Genomic DNA, 16,428 nt, shown 5'->3' with positions numbered 1-16,428 from the left:
GAAGCGGTCCCGGATCGCCTCGACCGCGCCGTTGATGACGGAGCTGTCGTATCCGAAGAGGAATCCGCCCATGGCCGCGGCCGCGGTGATGAAGACGACGTGCCCGAGATGGTCCCGGTGGGCTTCGGGCGCACGCTCCGCGGTGGTGTTGCTCATGGATCCTCCTCTGGACGGCGCCGACGTGTCCGGCGCCCCGACCGCCTCCGGCCCCGCACCCGTCCGGCGTCGACGGCCCGGTGTCTCCGGGACGCGGGTCAACGGGTCGACGGGTCGACGCGGGTCGGCGAGGCCCGGGACCTCGCTCAGGCGGGGGTACCCCGGCAACGCTGCCCGGAAGGTTCCCCGTACGGCCCGGCTGGCTGTCGCACATTCTTACTGCTCAGGACCGTCTCCGTAATGCCCGCCCGCTGATCCTGCCCTTTCGGGCCGCACGTCCGGCTTGCCGTACGGGACGACGAGGACCGCCGGTGGCGGCACCCGGACCGACCCGCCCGGGTGACCGTTCCTCTGTCCTATCGGGCCTACTGCGTTCCCGGGGCCCGTGGATACGTTCGAAGGGCTGGGACTGTCGCCTCGGCGGAACTGCCGTCAGTCCCACCCCATGCCCCCTGCAGGCCGACGGAGGATCCACCACATGGCGCGACACAACCGACATCGCAAGCCGACGACCAGCACCGTCCAGCAGAAGACCGTGACCCTGGCGGTCACCGCGGGTATCGGGGCGAGCATCCCGCTGACGCTCGCGGGCCCGGCCTCGGCAGCAACCGACAGCGCCTGGGACAAAATCGCCAAATGTGAGTCGGACGGCAAGTGGAACCTGCCGTCCGGGCACGCCAGTTCCACCGGTGGGCTTCAGATCCAAAAGCCCACGTGGGACGACTACAAGGGCACGGACTTCGCCGAATACCCGTACCAGGCGACGAAGGAACAGCAGATCGCGGTCGCGGAGCGCATCCTCAACGGCCAGGGCCCCAAGGCGTGGACCTGTAACGCGAAGACGGGCGAGCCGCTCAACGCCCTCGTCGGCAAGGTCAGCGGCAAGGCTCCCTCCGGCGGTTCCGGTTCGGCCAAGGTCAAGAACAAGGGCAACGGCAACGGCAACGGCAACGGCAACGGCTCCGCCCAGTCCGGCTCCGGCACGGAGAAGAAGCCGTCACCGCAGGCGGCCGGCGCGGGCTCCGCCGGAACGCACACGGTGGTCGCGGGCGACACCCTGCACGACATCGCGACCGCGTACGGCAGCGCCGGCTGGCAGGCCCTCTACGAAGCCAACCGGTCCGTCATCGGTGCCGACCCGAACGTGATCCGGGTCGGGCAGGTCCTCACGATTCCCGGCGGCGATAAGGGGAACGGGGCCGAGCAGGGCGCCCCCGCCCCCCGGAAGACCGAGCCCAAGAGCCAGGAGAAGTCCGGTTCCGAGCCGTCGGCTTCGGGCCGGGTGAGCCCGATCGAGGGGGGAACGGGCAAGGGCTACGGCACGCCTTCCGCCAAGTACGGCCTGGGCCGGCACACCGGCAGTGATTTCACCGCGCCCAAGGGGACCAACGTGAGGGCCGCCGCAAGCGGCACGGTGGTCGGCTCCGACAGCGCCCCCGCCTACGGGGTCAACGTCCGCGTCAAGCACCCGGACGGCACCTACACCCTGTACGCGCACCTGTCCGGCAAGGCCGTGCAGGCCGGCACCAAGGTGAACGCCGGCCAGTTGATCGGCTACGTCGGCTCGACGGGCAACAGCACCGGTCCGCACCTGCACTTCGAGGTCCGCAACCAGGCGGAGTACTCGGCGCACTCCTTCATCGACCCGACGGCGTGGCTCCGCGGAGCCTGACGGCGCCCCGCATGGCCGCTGTCGGCCTGATGCCCGCGCATTGCCGGAAGATGTCGGTCCACTTCGGCTGAAAGCTTGCAGCAAGTTCTTGCAGTGATGGCTAGGCTCACACCACTTGCCTCCCGGTGGAAGGAAAAATGTGAGCACGTTCAAGTCGTCACGAGCCAAGAGGTCCGGCGCTGCCCGAACCGGTCGATTACTGGCCTGCGCCACGGCGCTGTGCACGGCGCTGATCGGCTGGTCCGCGTCCGCGTCCGTCGCCGTTGCCGAGGAGCAGCCCGGTACCCCGCTCGCGTTCCGGGTGAACGCCGTCACCACCTGGGGAGACCAGGTCTTCGTCGTGGGAAGCGTGCCCGAGCTGGGATCCTGGGCCCCTGACCGGGCCGTCCCGGCGAACGCCGCGCAGTACCCCGACTGGACGGCCCAGGTGCTGACGCACTCCGTGCGCGTCGAGTTCAAGTACATCATCAAGAAGCCCGACGGATCCGTCGTCTGGGAGGCCGGCGGCAACAGGCTGCTCGAACCCCAGACCGGCCGTCAGATCAACACGGCGGACAGGTTCCGTACCCGTACCGACACCCCGGTCTCGGGAATCGCGCCCACCTGCATCAGTTGGTCGGACAGTTGGCGCTATACCGCGGTCTACAACACCTGCGGCGCGGACTACGACCTCCAGGTCCTCTACGCCGACGGTTCGAGCAGTACGTGCAGCCCGATCGCCGCGTCCGCCTACGCGACCTACCCCGGGTACGGCTCCGTGGAGAACCGGGTGGTCGCGATGCGCCACTGCTGACGACGGGGGAGGGGGAGGGGGAGGAGCGGGCGGCTTCCGCGGTGCGGCATCGCGGACCCCCCGATCCGACCCCGGATTGCGTCGGCCGGGCCACCGATCGGTTGAAGCGACGGGAGTTCCGCTCCGCACACGATGGAGCGAGATCCCCGACCAGCGACCGGAAGAAGACGACATGCCCCGCAGCACGATCAGGACGAAGCGCACCGCCCGGTCCCTCGCGGTGACCGCCGCACTCGCGCTGGGGGTGGTGGCGTGCGGCGTCGGCGCGGCCTCCGCCGCACCGGACCCGCGGCCGACCACGGCTCCCGTCACCGCGCCGACGGCCAAGGACGCGAAGGTTCCGGCGAGCTTCGCCAAGGTCTCCGAGGGCGGCGACCACACGGTCGACCTCACCATCGACGACGGTCCGAGCCCGGTCTGGACGCCGAAGGTGCTGTCGGTGCTGGCCCAGAACCACGTCAAGGCCACGTTCTGCATGATCGGCGAGAACGCCGTGAAGTATCCGGAACTCGTCAAGGAGGTCGCCGCCGCCGGAAACCGGCTGTGCGACCACTCCATGGACCACGACATGACCATGGACAAGAAGTCCGACGCCTACCAGTCCGACCAGATCACGGCAGCCCGGTCCGCCATCGACGCCGCGGCCGGGGGAGCGAAGGCGGAGTACTACCGTGCCCCCGGCGGTGCGTTCACCCCGTTCAGCCGGTCGGTGGCGGCAGCGCACGGCCTGCGCCCGCTGGGCTGGGACGTGGACCCCAGGGACTGGAGCCGGCCGGGAACGGCGAACATCGTCGCCGCGGTCGAGAAGCAGCTCCCGAACGGCCCGATCATCCTGCTCCACGACGGCGGCGGCAACCGCGCCGAGACGGTCGCGGCCCTCGGACAGCTCCTGCCGTGGTTCAAGGAGCACGGCTACGGATTCTCCTTCCCCGAACGGTCGGCGGCGTGACGGAAGACGTCGCCCGTGGACCGCGACGGCGCGGTATCACCCGCCGCGTGGGCCGGTCGGAGGAGCCGCGCGGACCGCGGACCCCGGCAGGCTGGACGGACCGGACCGTCGACCCCGGCCGTGCCCCGCGAAGGGGCGCCGGCCGGTCCAAAGGACGTGAGACGCATGACAGCCGTACGCAAGCAGCAGGCGGGAGGGATCGTGAGGCGAGGACACCACCTCGTGGAAACAGGACAGCCCGCGAGCGCGCCGTCCTGCGTGGAGACGAGGACCCTGGCCCACGGAGAGGGCGCCGAAGGGTTCGAACTCTCGGTGCAGGACGGCCCCTGCCACACCGTGGTGCAGCGGATCGTCATCCAGCCGGGCGCGGACACCGGTTGGCACTACCATCCCGGCGACGTGTTCGCGGTCGTGGCGCAGGGCGAACTCACCCACTACGACGCGATCGGCCGGGTCAACGTCCACCCGGCCGGCACCTCCTTCCTGGAGCCCTCGGGAATGATCCACGCCCACCTGGGCCGCAACGAGGGTGACGAACCGGTGGTCATGTACGCCACTTACGTAAGCCCGGTCGGCCAGCAGCTGACCCTCCCCGTTCCGGTCGTCGCCCGCGAGAAGTCCCGCGCGGCCCGGCCGGGCCCCGTCCGTTGAGCTGAACGCCCGGCGGTCCGTGCCCGAGCCGTGCACGATGAGCTGCCCCGGCGTCCCTCACCGCGCGGGATGCCCCACGGGCACACTTCGGTCTACGTGTTGCCGAAGAAGGACGACTGATGCGTGAGCGAGGCTGGCCACGGGGCCCTGTAGTGCGCGTCCTGCGCCGCGGAGTGGTGGGCGGCTTCGGGATGTCCCGCAAACTCCCGTCCGCGGGACGGGTGGCGCACCCGCCGGAATCGGAACGCCCGGAATCGGAACGCCCGGAATCGGAACGCCCGGAATCGGAGCGCCTGGAACCGGAGCGCCCGGAATCGGACCGCCCGGAACCGGGCGTTTGCGATCTCAGGGACGCGCTGGACCGGCAGGAACTGGAGCTGTACTACCAGCCCCAGGTGAGGGACGACGGCCGCGCGGTGACAGTGGAAGCGCTCATCCGCTGGAGGCGCGCGGACGGAACCGTGCTGGCGCCCGACGCCTTCCTCGGACTGGCCGAACGGGGCGGACTCATGCCCCGTGTGACGGCGTTCGTGCTGGAACGTGCCATGACCCAGACGGCGGGATGGCACGCGGCCGCCCTGCCCGTGCGGGTATCGGTCAACATCACCCCGGCCGACGCCCTGGAACCGGGCTTCGCCGACGAGGTCCTGAACCGCTTGAGCCGGCACGGGCTGCCCGCGGACGCGCTGACGGTGGAGATCACCGAGACGGCCGAGACGCACGAGATGGTCCGGACGGCGGGCACGCTCGCGGAACTGGCCTCCCGCGGGGTGACGGTGAGTCTGGACGACTTCGGGACGGGGCACGCATCGCTGGCACGCCTGAGGGCACTTCCCGTCGGAGAGCTGAAGCTCGACCGCTCCTTCGTCGCCGGAATGGCCTGGAACCCCCAGGACGCGGCCGTGGTCCGCTGCTCCGTGAACCTGGCCCACGAGCTGGGCCTGACGGTGGTGGCCGAGGGCGTCGAGGAGGAGGCGACGCGGAGGCTGCTGTCCGGGATGGGGGTAGGCCTGATCCAGGGCTGGCTGATCTCACCGGCGCTGCCCCCGGTACTCGCCACGGCATGGCTGCGGAACAACGGGGTGGCTCCACGCGTCCACCCGGAGCGGCGGGAGCCGGCGCGCCACACACCCCCGGAGGGCTGAGCGCACGCGGGGAGCACCGTACGGCCCGGGGGTGCGTACGAGCGGTCAGCGAGCGGCCTCGTAGGCGGCGCGCACGTCCGCCGGAATTCGGCCGCGCGCGTTGACCTCGTGGTTGTTGAGCCGGGCCCATTCCCGGATCTCGCTGCTCAGCTGGGGTTCGGACGTCACCGAACCCTTTCTCCGCCTGGGGGTCCGTACCCGGCGGGCGGCTCGGAGGTACGGACCGAAATCGGCCAGCAGCTTGTCGAAACTCTCCGGTGAGAGGTCGATTTCGTATTCGACGCCGTCCAGGGAGAAGCTGTGGGGCGAGGCTTCTTGGGATTCCTCGCCCGTCATGTCGTCGATGTAGATTACCACTCGCTTTTGCGTCATTCCGGCATAATACACACCTCTCCGCTCGCGAAGTGACGGTTCATTTCCCGCGTCCGATGTCCGCGATGTTTGTCGCACTGCCTTCTCGTAGGTATTTACCGGGTCCGGTGTTTGTTTACCGGCCCGTCCGGTGGTCGCATGAAGCCGAGCGGCACGAGCCGAGTGCGCGAAGGTCTGCCCGTTGAGGCTGGACGGGTGCAGGGGAGCCTTCACAGAGTGGCGGCATGGAACTCACGATGCAGTACGCCGAAGGCGAGGCGGAAGATCTTCCCGCAGATGACGAGGAAATCACCACCGGATACATGGGTGACTGTGTTTCCATCATCGTCGCCTGGGATGTGAACGACGGGCGCTACGCGAACATGAGGGGATTCCACGGATCCGGTGCCTTCGGGAACATAAATCTCGACAGCCTCTTCAGCGGGGTACCGCTGACAAGGGAAACCCGGGTCTTCATCTGCATGGGGAGCCTCTCACGGAGCAACCAGTACGAACACCAGCGGATCGAGGGGGAGAGCTGGCGCTGGGCCGGGGCCGGCGTCGAGTGGCCCTACGGGCCCTCGACGAACGTCCGTGTCGACCGCTTCGGGCTGGTCTCCTTCGTCTGACGAGCAGACGGCGTCCCGGCCGATGGCCCCGGACGCCGTCCACGAGAACGCTCCGGACCGTGCCCCGCTCACGTCCGCCGGACCCGGCGGCCGGTCACGGCAGCACGCGCCGCGGGTGGGTCACGGACACAGCCCGAGCGAGAACGCCTCCAGGCGCAGCCCCTGCCCGGTCGTCCCCAGCAGGATGTCGGTACCCCTCACCGGCGCGTTCCACCCGGCGTTCTGCACGTGGGCCCGGCCGGCCACGCTGCCCGTGCCGGTACGCACCTCCAGTGCCTCCAGGCGCAGTTTCCGCCCGACCGTTCCGACCGTCACCTCCCGGCCGTCGGCGGCGTACTGCCACGGCTGCCACCCGACGTCCTGGACGTGGGCGCGGACCCACAGGCCACCCGCACCCCGCGCCGTGATCCTGACCGCTTCCACCGACTTGCCCAGGCCGGTGGTCCCGACGCTGGTTCCGTTCGCCCCCGTGTAGCTCTGCCAGCCGATGTCCTGGACGTGTGCCTGGTAGCGGACTTCCACGGTGGGATCGCCCGGAGCCGGGCCGGCGCAGCCCTCGAAGCGGTCCCCCGGGTGCCTCTCGGTCGCCCCCCAGGTCCGGAGGTAGGACTCGGCACCCAGCATCACCTCGTCCACCACGTCCTGTCCGCCCGTGACCCGGATGTCCTCGATCCAGTCCGGGAGCAGGCCGTAGTGGGCGGTGCCGTCGCTGTTGACGTCCCAGGTCCGCTGCCCGGTGACCTGCCGGTCCAGCACCGAGCCGCCGTCGGGACTGGCGAACGGGTACCGGACGCGGGCGGTGCCGCTGGGGCCGGGCTGCCCGCTGACACCGTTCATGTCGCTGCCGATGCCGTAGCCGGTCACCCCGTACTTCTGCCGCAGGCCGGCCGTCTGCCGCGCCTCGGCGGCGAACGCCGGAGCATCGTGGGTGTGCTGGGCGATGAAGCCTCCGAGGCGGTAGAGACGTTCGGTCCAGTCGGTGTCCATCCAGCTGTGGGAGGAGATCACGCCCGGATACCCCGCCTGTTCGAGGATGTCGAGGGACCGGCTCGTGGCCTTCGCGCTCATGTGGTCGATCTCCAGCATCATGTGCCGCTTCATCATGGCCCGGACGGCGTACTCGCCGAGGTCGGTCAGGCCCCGCGTGTTGCACCGGGCGCCCGCGTCCCCGATCGGGTTGTCGCTCTGGCGCCCCGCGCACGGCTCGGTCTGCCAGACCGTTCCGGTGGAGAGGAACTGGCCCGCGTCGATGGCCTTGCCGACGCTGCCCGAATCGAAGCGGACACCGCACAGGGCGTTGTCGAACTTGTGGCACAGGAACATGCTGCGCACGCCGATCCGGTACAGCTCGTCGAGTCCTCGTTCGATGTCCTCCCGACTGCACCGGGGGATGTCGAAGATCTGCTTGCAGCCGAACGGTTCGGAGGTCTCGACGCCCAGGATCACGGCGAGTTTGCCCTGTTCGATCACCTCCCGGGCCTGGGAGCTGTCGGTGACGACGCGGAACCAGCCCTTGCCGGGCCCGCCGTACATGCCGTCGATGTACGCCTGGAGTTCGAACGTCTTCTGCGCCTCCAGGCGTATGGCGCTCATCTCGTCACAGCCGCGGTCCTTGAAGAAGTAGACCGAGCAGATGACGCCGTTGGTGACGAGGTCGTTCACCAGGACGCGCTGCCCGCCGCGCCAGGCCCGCTCGATCCAGGCGTAGTAGGTCTGCTGGTGGGTGACGGATCCGGGAGCCGGCCAGTCCTTGAACGTCGGCCACCCGACGGGGTCGTGCCGGCCGTCACCGCCGTGCATGACGTAGTCGAACACCGCGAGGGTGCCGTCGGGGTAGTGCTCGGGGCAGTCCTTGAGGGCATCGGCGACGCCGTCCGGGGAGAACGGCCGGCCGCAGATGAGCCGCCCCCCGAAGCCCTCGTTGGACATCAGGTGCACGTGGGCGTCGGCGAAGCCGCGGACCCGGTGCTGCGCGTCGGTGCCGGTGAAGGGGGCGCCGACGACGTTGATCTGCGAATCCGGTGTGGGTCGCGACACCGGATCCCACCACTCCCGGCCACCGGGGGCGTCCGCACCCGCCGGGCTGATCATCAGGGCCAGGAGGGCCAGCAGTAACGGGAGGAGCGCGAGGGACGGCTTGCGCCTGGTACGTGGACGTCGCTTCATCCTGCTTACCCCAGACTGGGCATCGAGGAAATGTCATGTACCTGCCCACAAGAGGATCGGGAGCCTCCCCCGGCGCGTCAAGACGTCGTCGGCACACCGCCCGGGGCGCCCTCGCGGTGAGAGCCGTCAGCCCGGGCAGCGCCTGGAGTCCTTCCAGCTGTCGATATGGACGTGGGCGGACGGAACGTACCCGGTGGATCCGTTGTGAGCGGCGACCTCCAGCCATTTGTCGTCCATCATTCCCGACCCATCGGCCACAGGTGCACCGTGGGTATGGCGGGTGACGGGCCACAGGGTTCCAGGAGACACCTCGGCAAGCTTCTCGGATTCCGGTGAGGTGCTCCTGAATACGTGGGTTTCCCGGATCGGAGTCAGCAAGGGGGAGGGCATATCGGAATCGAAATCGAGTTTCCGCCTCCGGCCGATCGCGTCCACGGAACATTCGGTTCGGTCCCGTTCCGGGCCGCATAACCGACTTTGTAGGTGTACGTCGTACCGGGCCGGACGACATCGCCGCGGCGAGGGGCCGCACCCTGAAGGGGAAGGGCGGGCCGAAAGGGAAAGCGGAGGGGGCCGGTGGTGAACGGATCGGTGCCCGGTCCGGCTTCACCGGGACGCGCGGACGGGGGGACGGACGGGGCAGCGGTCCCGCAAGGGCCGTACGCCGGTCGGGCGATGCCGGCTCCCCCGGTCGTTCCCCCCGCGGGTGGAAGCCACGGCACCGGGCCGCCGGATAGAAAAGAGGCCTGTCCCCTCCCCAGGGTGTTCCGCCCGCGTGGTGGGGACCGGCCCGTCGGACGGGCGTCACGGGCACCGCGCTGGTGCGGCACCCGGCAGGTGCGTCCGGCCGGGTTCTCGACTCCAATCCCTTCCGCCGCAGCCTTCCGGGCGCCGCGGGCCATGTCAGGGAGTCCGCCGTGACTACATTGACCACACCACCCCCCGTTCCCGCTCCCGTGGCGCCCTCCCGCGCCCTCAGGCGTGTCGTGTTCATCGCCTCTGCCGCCGCCATGGGGGGATTCCTTTTCGGCTACGACAGTTCGGTGATCAACGGCGTCGTCCAAGCCGTACGCGACCGATACGCCGTGGGTTCGGCAGGCCTCGCGCAGGTCATCGCCGCCGCGCTCGTCGGCTGTGCGGTCGGCGCCGCCCTCGCGGGCCGCCTGGCGGACCGCATCGGCCGGATCCGCTGCATGCAGATCGCCGCCGTCCTCTTCACCGTCAGCGCCGTCGGATCGGCGCTCCCCTTCGCGCTCTGGGACCTGGCCGTGTGGCGGGTCCTCGGAGGCCTCGCCATCGGCATGGCGTCGGTCATCGGACCCGCCTACATCGCGGAGGTCTCACCCCCCGCCTACCGAGGGCGCCTCGCCTCGTTCCAGCAAGGTGCCATCGTCATCGGCATCGCCATGTCCCAGCTGGTCAACTGGATCATCCTGCGGCTCGCCCACGGTGAGCAGAGGGGAGTGATCGGGGGACTGGAGGCCTGGCAGTGGATGCTCGGAGTCATGGTGGTCCCCGCGGTCGCCTACGGGCTGCTGTCGTTGAAGATCCCCGAGTCCCCCCGCTACCTCATCGCGGCCGGACGCACGGACCGGGCCGGAGAGGTCCTGCGGCAGATCGAGGGACCGCGGACGGACCCGGCCGCGCGGATCCGGCAGATCGAGGAGTCGATGCGGCACGAGGTCAAGTCCACCTTCAGGGACCTGCTGGGCCGGCGCGGCTTCCTGCCCGTGGTGTGGGTCGGCATCGGCCTCTCCGTCTTCCAGCAGCTCGTCGGCATCAACGTGATCTTCTACTACAGCGCGTCGCTGTGGGAGTCCGTGGGCATCAACCCGACGAGCTCGTTCCTCTACTCCTTCACCACGTCCATCATCAATCTCGTCGGTACCGTCGTCGCGATGGTCTTCGTGGACCGGATCGGCAGGAAGCCCCTGATCCTGATCGGCTCCGTCGGCATGGCCCTCTCCCTGGGAGCGGCCGCGTGGGCCTTCTCCTACCGGACCGGTTCCGGCTCCGCCATCCACCTCGCGAGCACCCAGGCCACCGTGGCCCTGGTCGCAGCCCACCTCTTCGTGCTCTTCTTCGCGCTCTCCTGGGGCGTGGTGGTCTGGGTCCTCCTCGGAGAGATGTTCCCGGGCCGCATCCGCGCCTCGGCCCTCGGCGTCGCGGCGGCCGCCCAGTGGATCGCCAACTGGGCCATCACGGTGACGTTCCCCAGCCTGTCCAACTGGAACCTCTCGGGTGCCTACGTCTTCTACGCCGTCTGCGCGGCGCTCTCGGTCCCCTTCGCCCTCAAGTGGGTGCCCGAGACCAAGGGCAAGACGCTGGAGGAGATGGGCTGACCACCCGGCGCGCGGGCGCGCCCGCGCACCCCCGGACGCCGGAATCCCCGAGCCCCCGAACCCACCGGACCACCACCGGTCCGCCCACCGACAGGAATCCCCATGAGCTACACGCCCGAGCCCGACGACCGCTTCACCTTCGGCCTGTGGACCGTCGGCTGGCAGGGTCGCGACCCCTTCGGCGACGCGACCCGCCCTGAGCAGGACCCGGCCGAGGCGGTCCGCCGGCTGGCGGACCTGGGAGCGTACGGCGTCACCTTCCACGACGACGACCTCATCCCCTTCGACGCCGACCAGACCGAACGCGACCTCCGCGTCAAGCGCTTCCGCCGAGCCCTGGACGACACCGGAATGGCCGTGCCGATGGCCACCACGAACCTGTTCACCCATCCCGTCTTCAAGGACGGCGCGTTCACCGCGAACGACCGGGACGTCCGCCGCTACGCCCTCCGCAAGACGATCCGCAACATCGACCTCGCCGTCGAACTCGGCGCCACGACGTACGTCGCCTGGGGCGGCCGCGAAGGAGCGGAGTCGGGCGCGGCCAAGGACGTACGGGTCGCCCTCGACCGGCTGAAGGAGGCCTTCGACCTGCTGGCCCACTACGTCGTCAGCCGCGGCTACGACCTCCGCTTCGCCATCGAGCCCAAGCCCAACGAACCCCGCGGCGACATCCTCCTGCCCACCGTCGGCCACGCCCTCGCCTTCATCGAACGCCTGGAGCGCCCCGACCTCTTCGGCGTCAACCCCGAAGTCGGACACGAGCAGATGGCCGGCCTCAACGTCCAGCACGGCATAGCCCAGGCCCTGTGGGCCGGGAAGCTCTTCCACATCGACCTCAACGGACAGAACGGCATCAAGTTCGACCAGGACCTGCGCTTCGGCGCCGGCGACCTGCGCCAGGCCTTCTGGCTCGTCGACCTCCTGGAATCCGGCGGCTACGACGGCCCCCGGCACTTCGACTTCAAGCCGTCCCGGACCGAGGACGCCGAAGGCGTCTTCGTCTCCGCCGAAGCCTGCATGCGCAACTACCTCATCCTCAAGGAGAAGGCGGCCGCCTTCCGGGCGGATCCCGAGGTGCGGGACGCCCTGCAGGCCTCCCGCGTCGACCAGCTCGCCGTTCCGACGCTCGGCACGATGGAGTACCTGCACCACCTCCTCGCCGACCGGTCCGCCTACGAGGACTTCGACGTCCGGGCGGCGGCCGAGCGCGGCATGGCCTACGAGCGCCTCGACCAACTCGCCCTGGAACACCTCATGGGCGTACGCGGTGCAGCCGCCGCCGGATGACGGCCGGGTGCGCCGTCCCCCGATGGGAAGTGAAACCACATGACACGTCACCACCCCCTCGTCCTCGGGATCGACAGCTCCACCCAGGCGACCAAGGCGGCCCTCGTCGAAGCGGACACGGGCCGGGTACGGGCCACCGGGCGCGCCCCGCACGAGGTGACGGGCACCGGCGGGGCCCGCGAGAGCGACCCCGCGACCTGGGTCCGCGCCCTGTGCGCCGCCGTGGGCTCGGCCCTGGCCGACCTCGCGGCCCACGGCACCGATCCGGCGGCCGTGACCGCCGTCGCGGTGGCCGGCCAGCAGCACGGCCTCGTCGCCCTCGACGAGGCCGGGCGACCCCTACGCCCGGCCCTCCTGTGGAACGACACCCGCTCGGCCCCGCAGGCGGCCTCGCTGCTCGCGGACCTCGGCGGCGAGGAAGCCTGGAGGGCGCGGACCGGGTCGGCGCCGGTCGCCGCGTTCACGGCAACCAAATGGCGCTGGCTCCGGGAGAACGATCCCGACGCGGCAGCGGCCTGCACGGCGGTCCGCCTTCCCCACGACTTCCTCACCGAAAGGCTCTGCGGCCGTGCGTTCACCGATCCCGGCGAGGCGTCCGGAACGGGCTGGTACAGCACCGCACTCGGAGCGTACGACGACGAACTGCTCGCACTGATCGGGCTGGACCGGGCCAGGCTCCCCCGGCTCGCCCCCACCGGCGCCTCCCGGGCCGGCCCGCTCACCACCGCCGCGGCCCGGGCCCTGGGCGGACTCACCCCGGGCATCCCGGTCGCCGTCGGCACCGGCGACAACATGGCCGCCGCACTCGGCCTGGGACTGGGGCGGACGGGACTGCTCCACCACCCCGTCCTCAGCCTCGGGACCTCGGGAACCGTCTTCGCGGCCACCGAGACCAGGTCCACCGCGCGCGGCGTGTCCGGATTCGCCTCCGCGGACGGCGCCTACCTCCCCCTCGCCTGCACGTTGAACTGCACCCTCGCGATCGACAGGATCGCGGCCCTGCTGGGCCTGCACCGCGACGACGCCCTGCCGGGCGGGGAAACCGTCCTCCTGCCCTACCTCGACGGCGAGCGCACGCCAGACGTTCCCGGCGCCTCCGGCATCCTGTCCGGGCTGCGCCACAGCACCACGCCCCAGCAGATCCTCGGCGCCGCGTACGAAGGGGCGTCCGTCTCCCTGCTGCGCGCGCTCGACTCCGTCCTGGGCGCGGCGGGGGCCGACCCGGCCGCCCCGGACGTCGCCCGTCTGCCGATCCGCCTGATCGGGGGAGGAGCCCGGGGCAGCGCCTGGGTGGAAACCGTGCGCCGGCTCTCGGGACGTCCCGTGATCGTGCCGGCGTCCGGCGAGGTGGTCGCACGGGGCGCGGCGGCCCTGGCGGTGGCCGCGGCGACGGGCGCCGACCCCGTGACCGTGGCCCTGGGCTGGCAGGACACCGGTGCCACCGAACTGCCCGCGCTCGACAGGGACGCCGCGGCGTGGGAACGCGTCGGCGGGTTCCTCGACCGGGCGACGCCCCTCCTCTGAGGAACGCGGCCGGCCCGGCCGTGTCACGTGCCGTCGCGCACGTACCCCTGTCGTACCCAGTCGTTCCATTCCGCGACGACGGTCAGGAAGCCGGCCCAGCTCAGGTGCTGCACCTCCGCCGGGGGATGCGGGGCGAGGAGGGGATGGTTCTCGTCGAGGAAGAAAGACCGGTCCGCCAGTTCCGTCAGTACGCATCCGTCAGGGATCGAGGGCAGGGCCATCGAGAGGGCTTCCAGTTCCATCGCGGCGAGCCGCAGGACCTCCCCGCGTTCCTCCACCAGGAGGTCCCGCACCTCGACGGCGATGAACTCGTAGTCTCCCGCGTCGAATTCGATCGTCACCTCCGTGTGGGGTGCGGCGCAGCCACCCGCCCTGGTGTAGGTGACCTCACCGCTGTAGACGAAGACGATCCGGTCGCCCCGGCTCTGGGCGTCGAGGAACATGAGCCGGTCCCAGTGGACCTGCGCGTCCGCCGGGAACTTCCAGTTCAGCGTGCCGTCGAGGTCGGCCTGCCGCGCGGTGGAGCACACCCACAGCGACATGGGTCCGAAGCGGTCCTTCTCGTCCTGGAAGTTCATGAAGCTGTCCAGCCAGCCGACCCGCCGCTCGCCCGTGACCAGGTCGGGGAAAGCGATCTTCATCGTGTTGTCCCCGTGGACGAGCACCTCGACCGAGGAGCAGAGCGTGTCGAGGTCGTCCAGGACGAGGGGGCCCAGGCAGCGTTCCACGGCCTGCCGCGCCTGCCGGACCGCAGCCGGGTCGGTGATGACGTCCACCTTCTCGTACACGAGCCGGGACACGTCCCTGGCGACCTTGGGCGCGGCCAGCGCCTCGCTCACGCCGGGGACCCGGTCGAGGTGGGAGGACTGGGGGAGCGCCTCCAGTCCATGGGCGATCCGGTCCAGGACTCCGTCCAGCGCCTGGTCCGGGACGTGTGCCGCGACCGAGCCCAGCCCCTTGCCCACCTCGCCGGTGATCCCCTCGCTCTGGAAGGCATCACTGGCCTGCCCCAGCTTCTCGATGGCGGCCTCGGCCGTCCTGCGCGCGGTGCGGTTCTCCTCCGTTCCGCGGAAGGACACCCGTACGCCGACGGGTACGTTCGCCACGACGTACTCCGAGGTGACGTCCCAGTCCTTGGAGACCTGCCAGACCGTCCGCAGGCCGGACTTCAGGGCCTTGAGCCCGGCGAAGCCGAGGGCGATGGGCCCGAGGTACTTCTGGCTGGCGCCGGCCGTCAGGGCCAGGTCGGAGAAGGTGTCCGCCAGTTGCAGAACCACCCCGGCGGTCTGATGGTCGAAGAAGCCGATCTCCTCGGCACGGTGGATCAGGTTGGCCTTCTCCCGCGCCCAGATGCCACAGGCCTCCGCCGCCTCCTTGAAGGTCCTGCCGGCGGTGTTGAGGCGTTCGACGGAAAGGGAGGACCAGCGGGCGGTCGCTTCCTCGACGGCTTCCCAGTCGCCCCCGCCGCCCTTGGCGTACATGCGGGAGGCGCGCCAGGCGTCCCCGTAGGACAGGAGGGCGGCGTCGAGCTCCGCCGCCGCCTCCCGGGCCTTCGCCAGCTTGTCCTGGAAGCGGGCGAAGAACTCCTTGGCCTCCAGCCTGGCGAATTCCGAATGGTCGGTCAGGCCCGACATGACGTCGAGGATGCCGTGCAGGGACGTCGAAGCCACCGCGAGGGCGGCGAGCCGTTCCCGCTGCCTGCGCGAGAGGTCGGCGGGCCCCTGCCCCGTTTTCATGATCTTCAGATGGTTGGATTCGTTCTGCCGGAGGAACGTCCTCAGGGCCTCGGACATCTGCCGGAAGACGGGCAGGACCTCGCCGTCGAGCAGGGTGACGGCGCGCACGTACGAGGCCGCCTCGTCCGTCCTGCTCGTCTGCTCCAGCTTGTTCTTGAGGTGCTTCGCGCTGACGAGTTCACCGATCGCCTTCTTGAGGTCGTCGAGACTCGTGATGCCCTGGAGGTGTACGGGATTCCTGTTCTCGAACAGGCGGATCAGCTTCCAGTATTGGGAGAAACCCCTGCCGGGGTGCTGTTCGTCCAGCGCGGCAAGATAGGCCGTGAACAGGGGGAGCCAGTCGGGGCTGACCTGCGCCAGGTACGCGACGGTCTTCGGGGGGCGGCCGTTGATCTTCAACGAGGCCGGGTCCAGGCCCTGGCTCGCCAGGAAGGCGAACTGCTCCGCTCGGATCGGCTCCACGTCCGTCCTCTCCTCGATCAGCTGCGCTCCGCACGGACGGCCGGCACGGGCGCGAACGGCAGGACGCGGCGGGTGGGAGCGGAGTTCCGAGCATAATCAGGGGCCGCACGGTCCGCAGACCCGTACGGGCCACCCCTTCGGGTACACCCCTTCCCGAACCGGGCGTCCACCTCCGGTGCGTTCGATCGGGGGCTGTGCGGGGAGCGGGGGCCGTCGTCGAATGGAACGGCAGCGGGCGGGCCGCGGGCGCCGGCCGCCCGGCGGGTCCGCGGCCGCACGGGCCCCGCACGCAGCCGGTGCACGGATGCCGCGTCCCGTGCCCGGATTCCCCGGGCCACCCCGCCCCGTCCGTACCCGGCTCGCGATCCCCCCCCACGAAGACGGAGTCCGCATGAGCGACCGCATCCTGACCGAGGTCCCCGCCGGGGCGTCGTCCCGCCATGTCGACGCCGGTGACGAGGGCTACGGCAAGGACCTGAAGTCCCGGCACATCAACATGATCGCCATCGGCGGGGCGATAGGCACCGGCCTGTTCCTCGGCGCGGGCGGCCGGCTCGCCGGC

At 70.5% G+C, this 16,428-nt stretch carries 11 protein-coding genes and 3 pseudogenes; 10 read left to right on the top strand and 4 right to left on the bottom strand.

Annotation, left to right across the window (positions count from 1 at the left end; translation table 11 throughout):
• Positions 1–156: pseudogene (locus ABZW32_RS35870) on the bottom strand (MFS transporter); the annotation flags it as partial.
• Between the two features lie 478 nt (positions 157–634).
• Between ABZW32_RS35870 and ABZW32_RS35865 the strand changes: the two are divergent.
• The 5 genes from ABZW32_RS35865 to ABZW32_RS35845 all read left to right on the top strand — a co-directional run bounded on the left by ABZW32_RS35865 (position 635) and on the right by ABZW32_RS35845 (position 5,366).
• Positions 635–1,828, top strand: coding sequence for a peptidoglycan DD-metalloendopeptidase family protein (locus tag ABZW32_RS35865; protein ID WP_356224488.1), 1,194 nt, complete (start codon positions 635–637; stop codon positions 1,826–1,828).
• Positions 1,829–1,967: 139 nt separating this feature from the next.
• Entirely contained in the window at positions 1,968–2,621 is a 654-nt protein-coding gene (locus ABZW32_RS35860) for a carbohydrate-binding module family 20 domain-containing protein (protein ID WP_356224486.1), read from the top strand.
• 172 nt (positions 2,622–2,793) lie between these two features.
• Complete coding sequence (locus ABZW32_RS35855; RefSeq protein WP_356224484.1) at positions 2,794–3,570, top strand: polysaccharide deacetylase family protein; 777 nt, start codon at positions 2,794–2,796, stop codon at positions 3,568–3,570.
• Positions 3,571–3,735: 165 nt separating this feature from the next.
• A complete protein-coding gene (locus tag ABZW32_RS35850; protein ID WP_356224483.1) occupies positions 3,736–4,221 on the top strand; it encodes a cupin domain-containing protein in 486 nt (161 codons plus the stop codon).
• Positions 4,222–4,340: 119 nt separating this feature from the next.
• Complete coding sequence (locus ABZW32_RS35845; protein WP_356224481.1) at positions 4,341–5,366, top strand: EAL domain-containing protein; 1,026 nt, start codon at positions 4,341–4,343, stop codon at positions 5,364–5,366.
• 45 nt (positions 5,367–5,411) lie between these two features.
• On the opposite strand, the gene ABZW32_RS35840 is transcribed toward ABZW32_RS35845, so the two are convergent.
• The gene (locus tag ABZW32_RS35840) at positions 5,412–5,738 is read right to left on the bottom strand and encodes an Lsr2 family protein (RefSeq protein WP_356224479.1); all 327 of its coding nucleotides are present in this window, start codon (positions 5,736–5,738) and stop codon (positions 5,412–5,414) included.
• Positions 5,739–5,962: 224 nt separating this feature from the next.
• On the opposite strand from ABZW32_RS35840, the gene ABZW32_RS35835 reads away from it, so the two are divergent.
• The gene (locus ABZW32_RS35835; RefSeq protein WP_356224477.1) at positions 5,963–6,346 is read left to right on the top strand and encodes a hypothetical protein; all 384 of its coding nucleotides are present in this window, start codon (positions 5,963–5,965) and stop codon (positions 6,344–6,346) included.
• 120 nt (positions 6,347–6,466) lie between these two features.
• Here ABZW32_RS35835 and ABZW32_RS35830 read toward each other — a convergent pair whose 3' ends face one another.
• The gene (locus tag ABZW32_RS35830) at positions 6,467–8,512 is read right to left on the bottom strand and encodes a hypothetical protein (protein WP_356224475.1); all 2,046 of its coding nucleotides are present in this window, start codon (positions 8,510–8,512) and stop codon (positions 6,467–6,469) included.
• Positions 8,513–9,495: 983 nt separating this feature from the next.
• Here ABZW32_RS35830 and ABZW32_RS35825 point away from each other — a divergent pair.
• The 3 genes and pseudogenes from ABZW32_RS35825 to xylB form a co-directional block, all read left to right on the top strand.
• Positions 9,496–10,854, top strand: a pseudogene (locus ABZW32_RS35825) (sugar porter family MFS transporter); the annotation flags it as partial.
• Between the two features lie 102 nt (positions 10,855–10,956).
• Positions 10,957–12,144, top strand: coding sequence for a xylose isomerase (xylA, locus tag ABZW32_RS35820; RefSeq protein ID WP_356224473.1), 1,188 nt, complete (start codon positions 10,957–10,959; stop codon positions 12,142–12,144).
• 39 nt (positions 12,145–12,183) lie between these two features.
• Entirely contained in the window at positions 12,184–13,668 is a 1,485-nt protein-coding gene (gene xylB, locus ABZW32_RS35815; protein WP_356224471.1) for a xylulokinase, read from the top strand.
• Between the two features lie 23 nt (positions 13,669–13,691).
• Here xylB and ABZW32_RS35810 read toward each other — a convergent pair whose 3' ends face one another.
• Entirely contained in the window at positions 13,692–15,866 is a 2,175-nt protein-coding gene (locus ABZW32_RS35810; protein WP_356224469.1) for a hypothetical protein, read from the bottom strand.
• 391 nt (positions 15,867–16,257) lie between these two features.
• On the opposite strand from ABZW32_RS35810, the pseudogene ABZW32_RS35805 reads away from it, so the two are divergent.
• Positions 16,258–16,428, top strand: a pseudogene (locus ABZW32_RS35805) (L-asparagine permease); the annotation flags it as partial.

Source organism: Streptomyces sp. NPDC004667 (assembly GCF_040609475.1).
Taxonomy (GTDB): Bacteria; Actinomycetota; Actinomycetes; order Streptomycetales; family Streptomycetaceae; genus Streptomyces.
This window is presented reverse-complemented; position numbering and strand designations above follow the sequence as displayed.

What these genes read in the sequence shown, in the direction of transcription:
- ABZW32_RS35865 (WP_356224488.1), top strand. Translation starts at nt 635, where the DNA reads ATGGCGCGACACAACCGACATCGCAAGCCGACGACCAGCACCGTCCAG.
- ABZW32_RS35855 (WP_356224484.1), top strand. Translation starts at nt 2,794, where the DNA reads ATGCCCCGCAGCACGATCAGGACGAAGCGCACCGCCCGGTCCCTCGCG.
- ABZW32_RS35850 (WP_356224483.1), top strand. Translation starts at nt 3,736, where the DNA reads ATGACAGCCGTACGCAAGCAGCAGGCGGGAGGGATCGTGAGGCGAGGA.
- ABZW32_RS35845 (WP_356224481.1), top strand. Translation starts at nt 4,341, where the DNA reads ATGCGTGAGCGAGGCTGGCCACGGGGCCCTGTAGTGCGCGTCCTGCGC.
- ABZW32_RS35840 (WP_356224479.1), bottom strand. Translation starts at nt 5,738, where the DNA reads ATGACGCAAAAGCGAGTGGTAATCTACATCGACGACATGACGGGCGAG.
- ABZW32_RS35835 (WP_356224477.1), top strand. Translation starts at nt 5,963, where the DNA reads ATGGAACTCACGATGCAGTACGCCGAAGGCGAGGCGGAAGATCTTCCC.
- ABZW32_RS35830 (WP_356224475.1), bottom strand. Translation starts at nt 8,512, where the DNA reads ATGAAGCGACGTCCACGTACCAGGCGCAAGCCGTCCCTCGCGCTCCTC.
- xylA (WP_356224473.1), top strand. Translation starts at nt 10,957, where the DNA reads ATGAGCTACACGCCCGAGCCCGACGACCGCTTCACCTTCGGCCTGTGG.
- xylB (WP_356224471.1), top strand. Translation starts at nt 12,184, where the DNA reads ATGACACGTCACCACCCCCTCGTCCTCGGGATCGACAGCTCCACCCAG.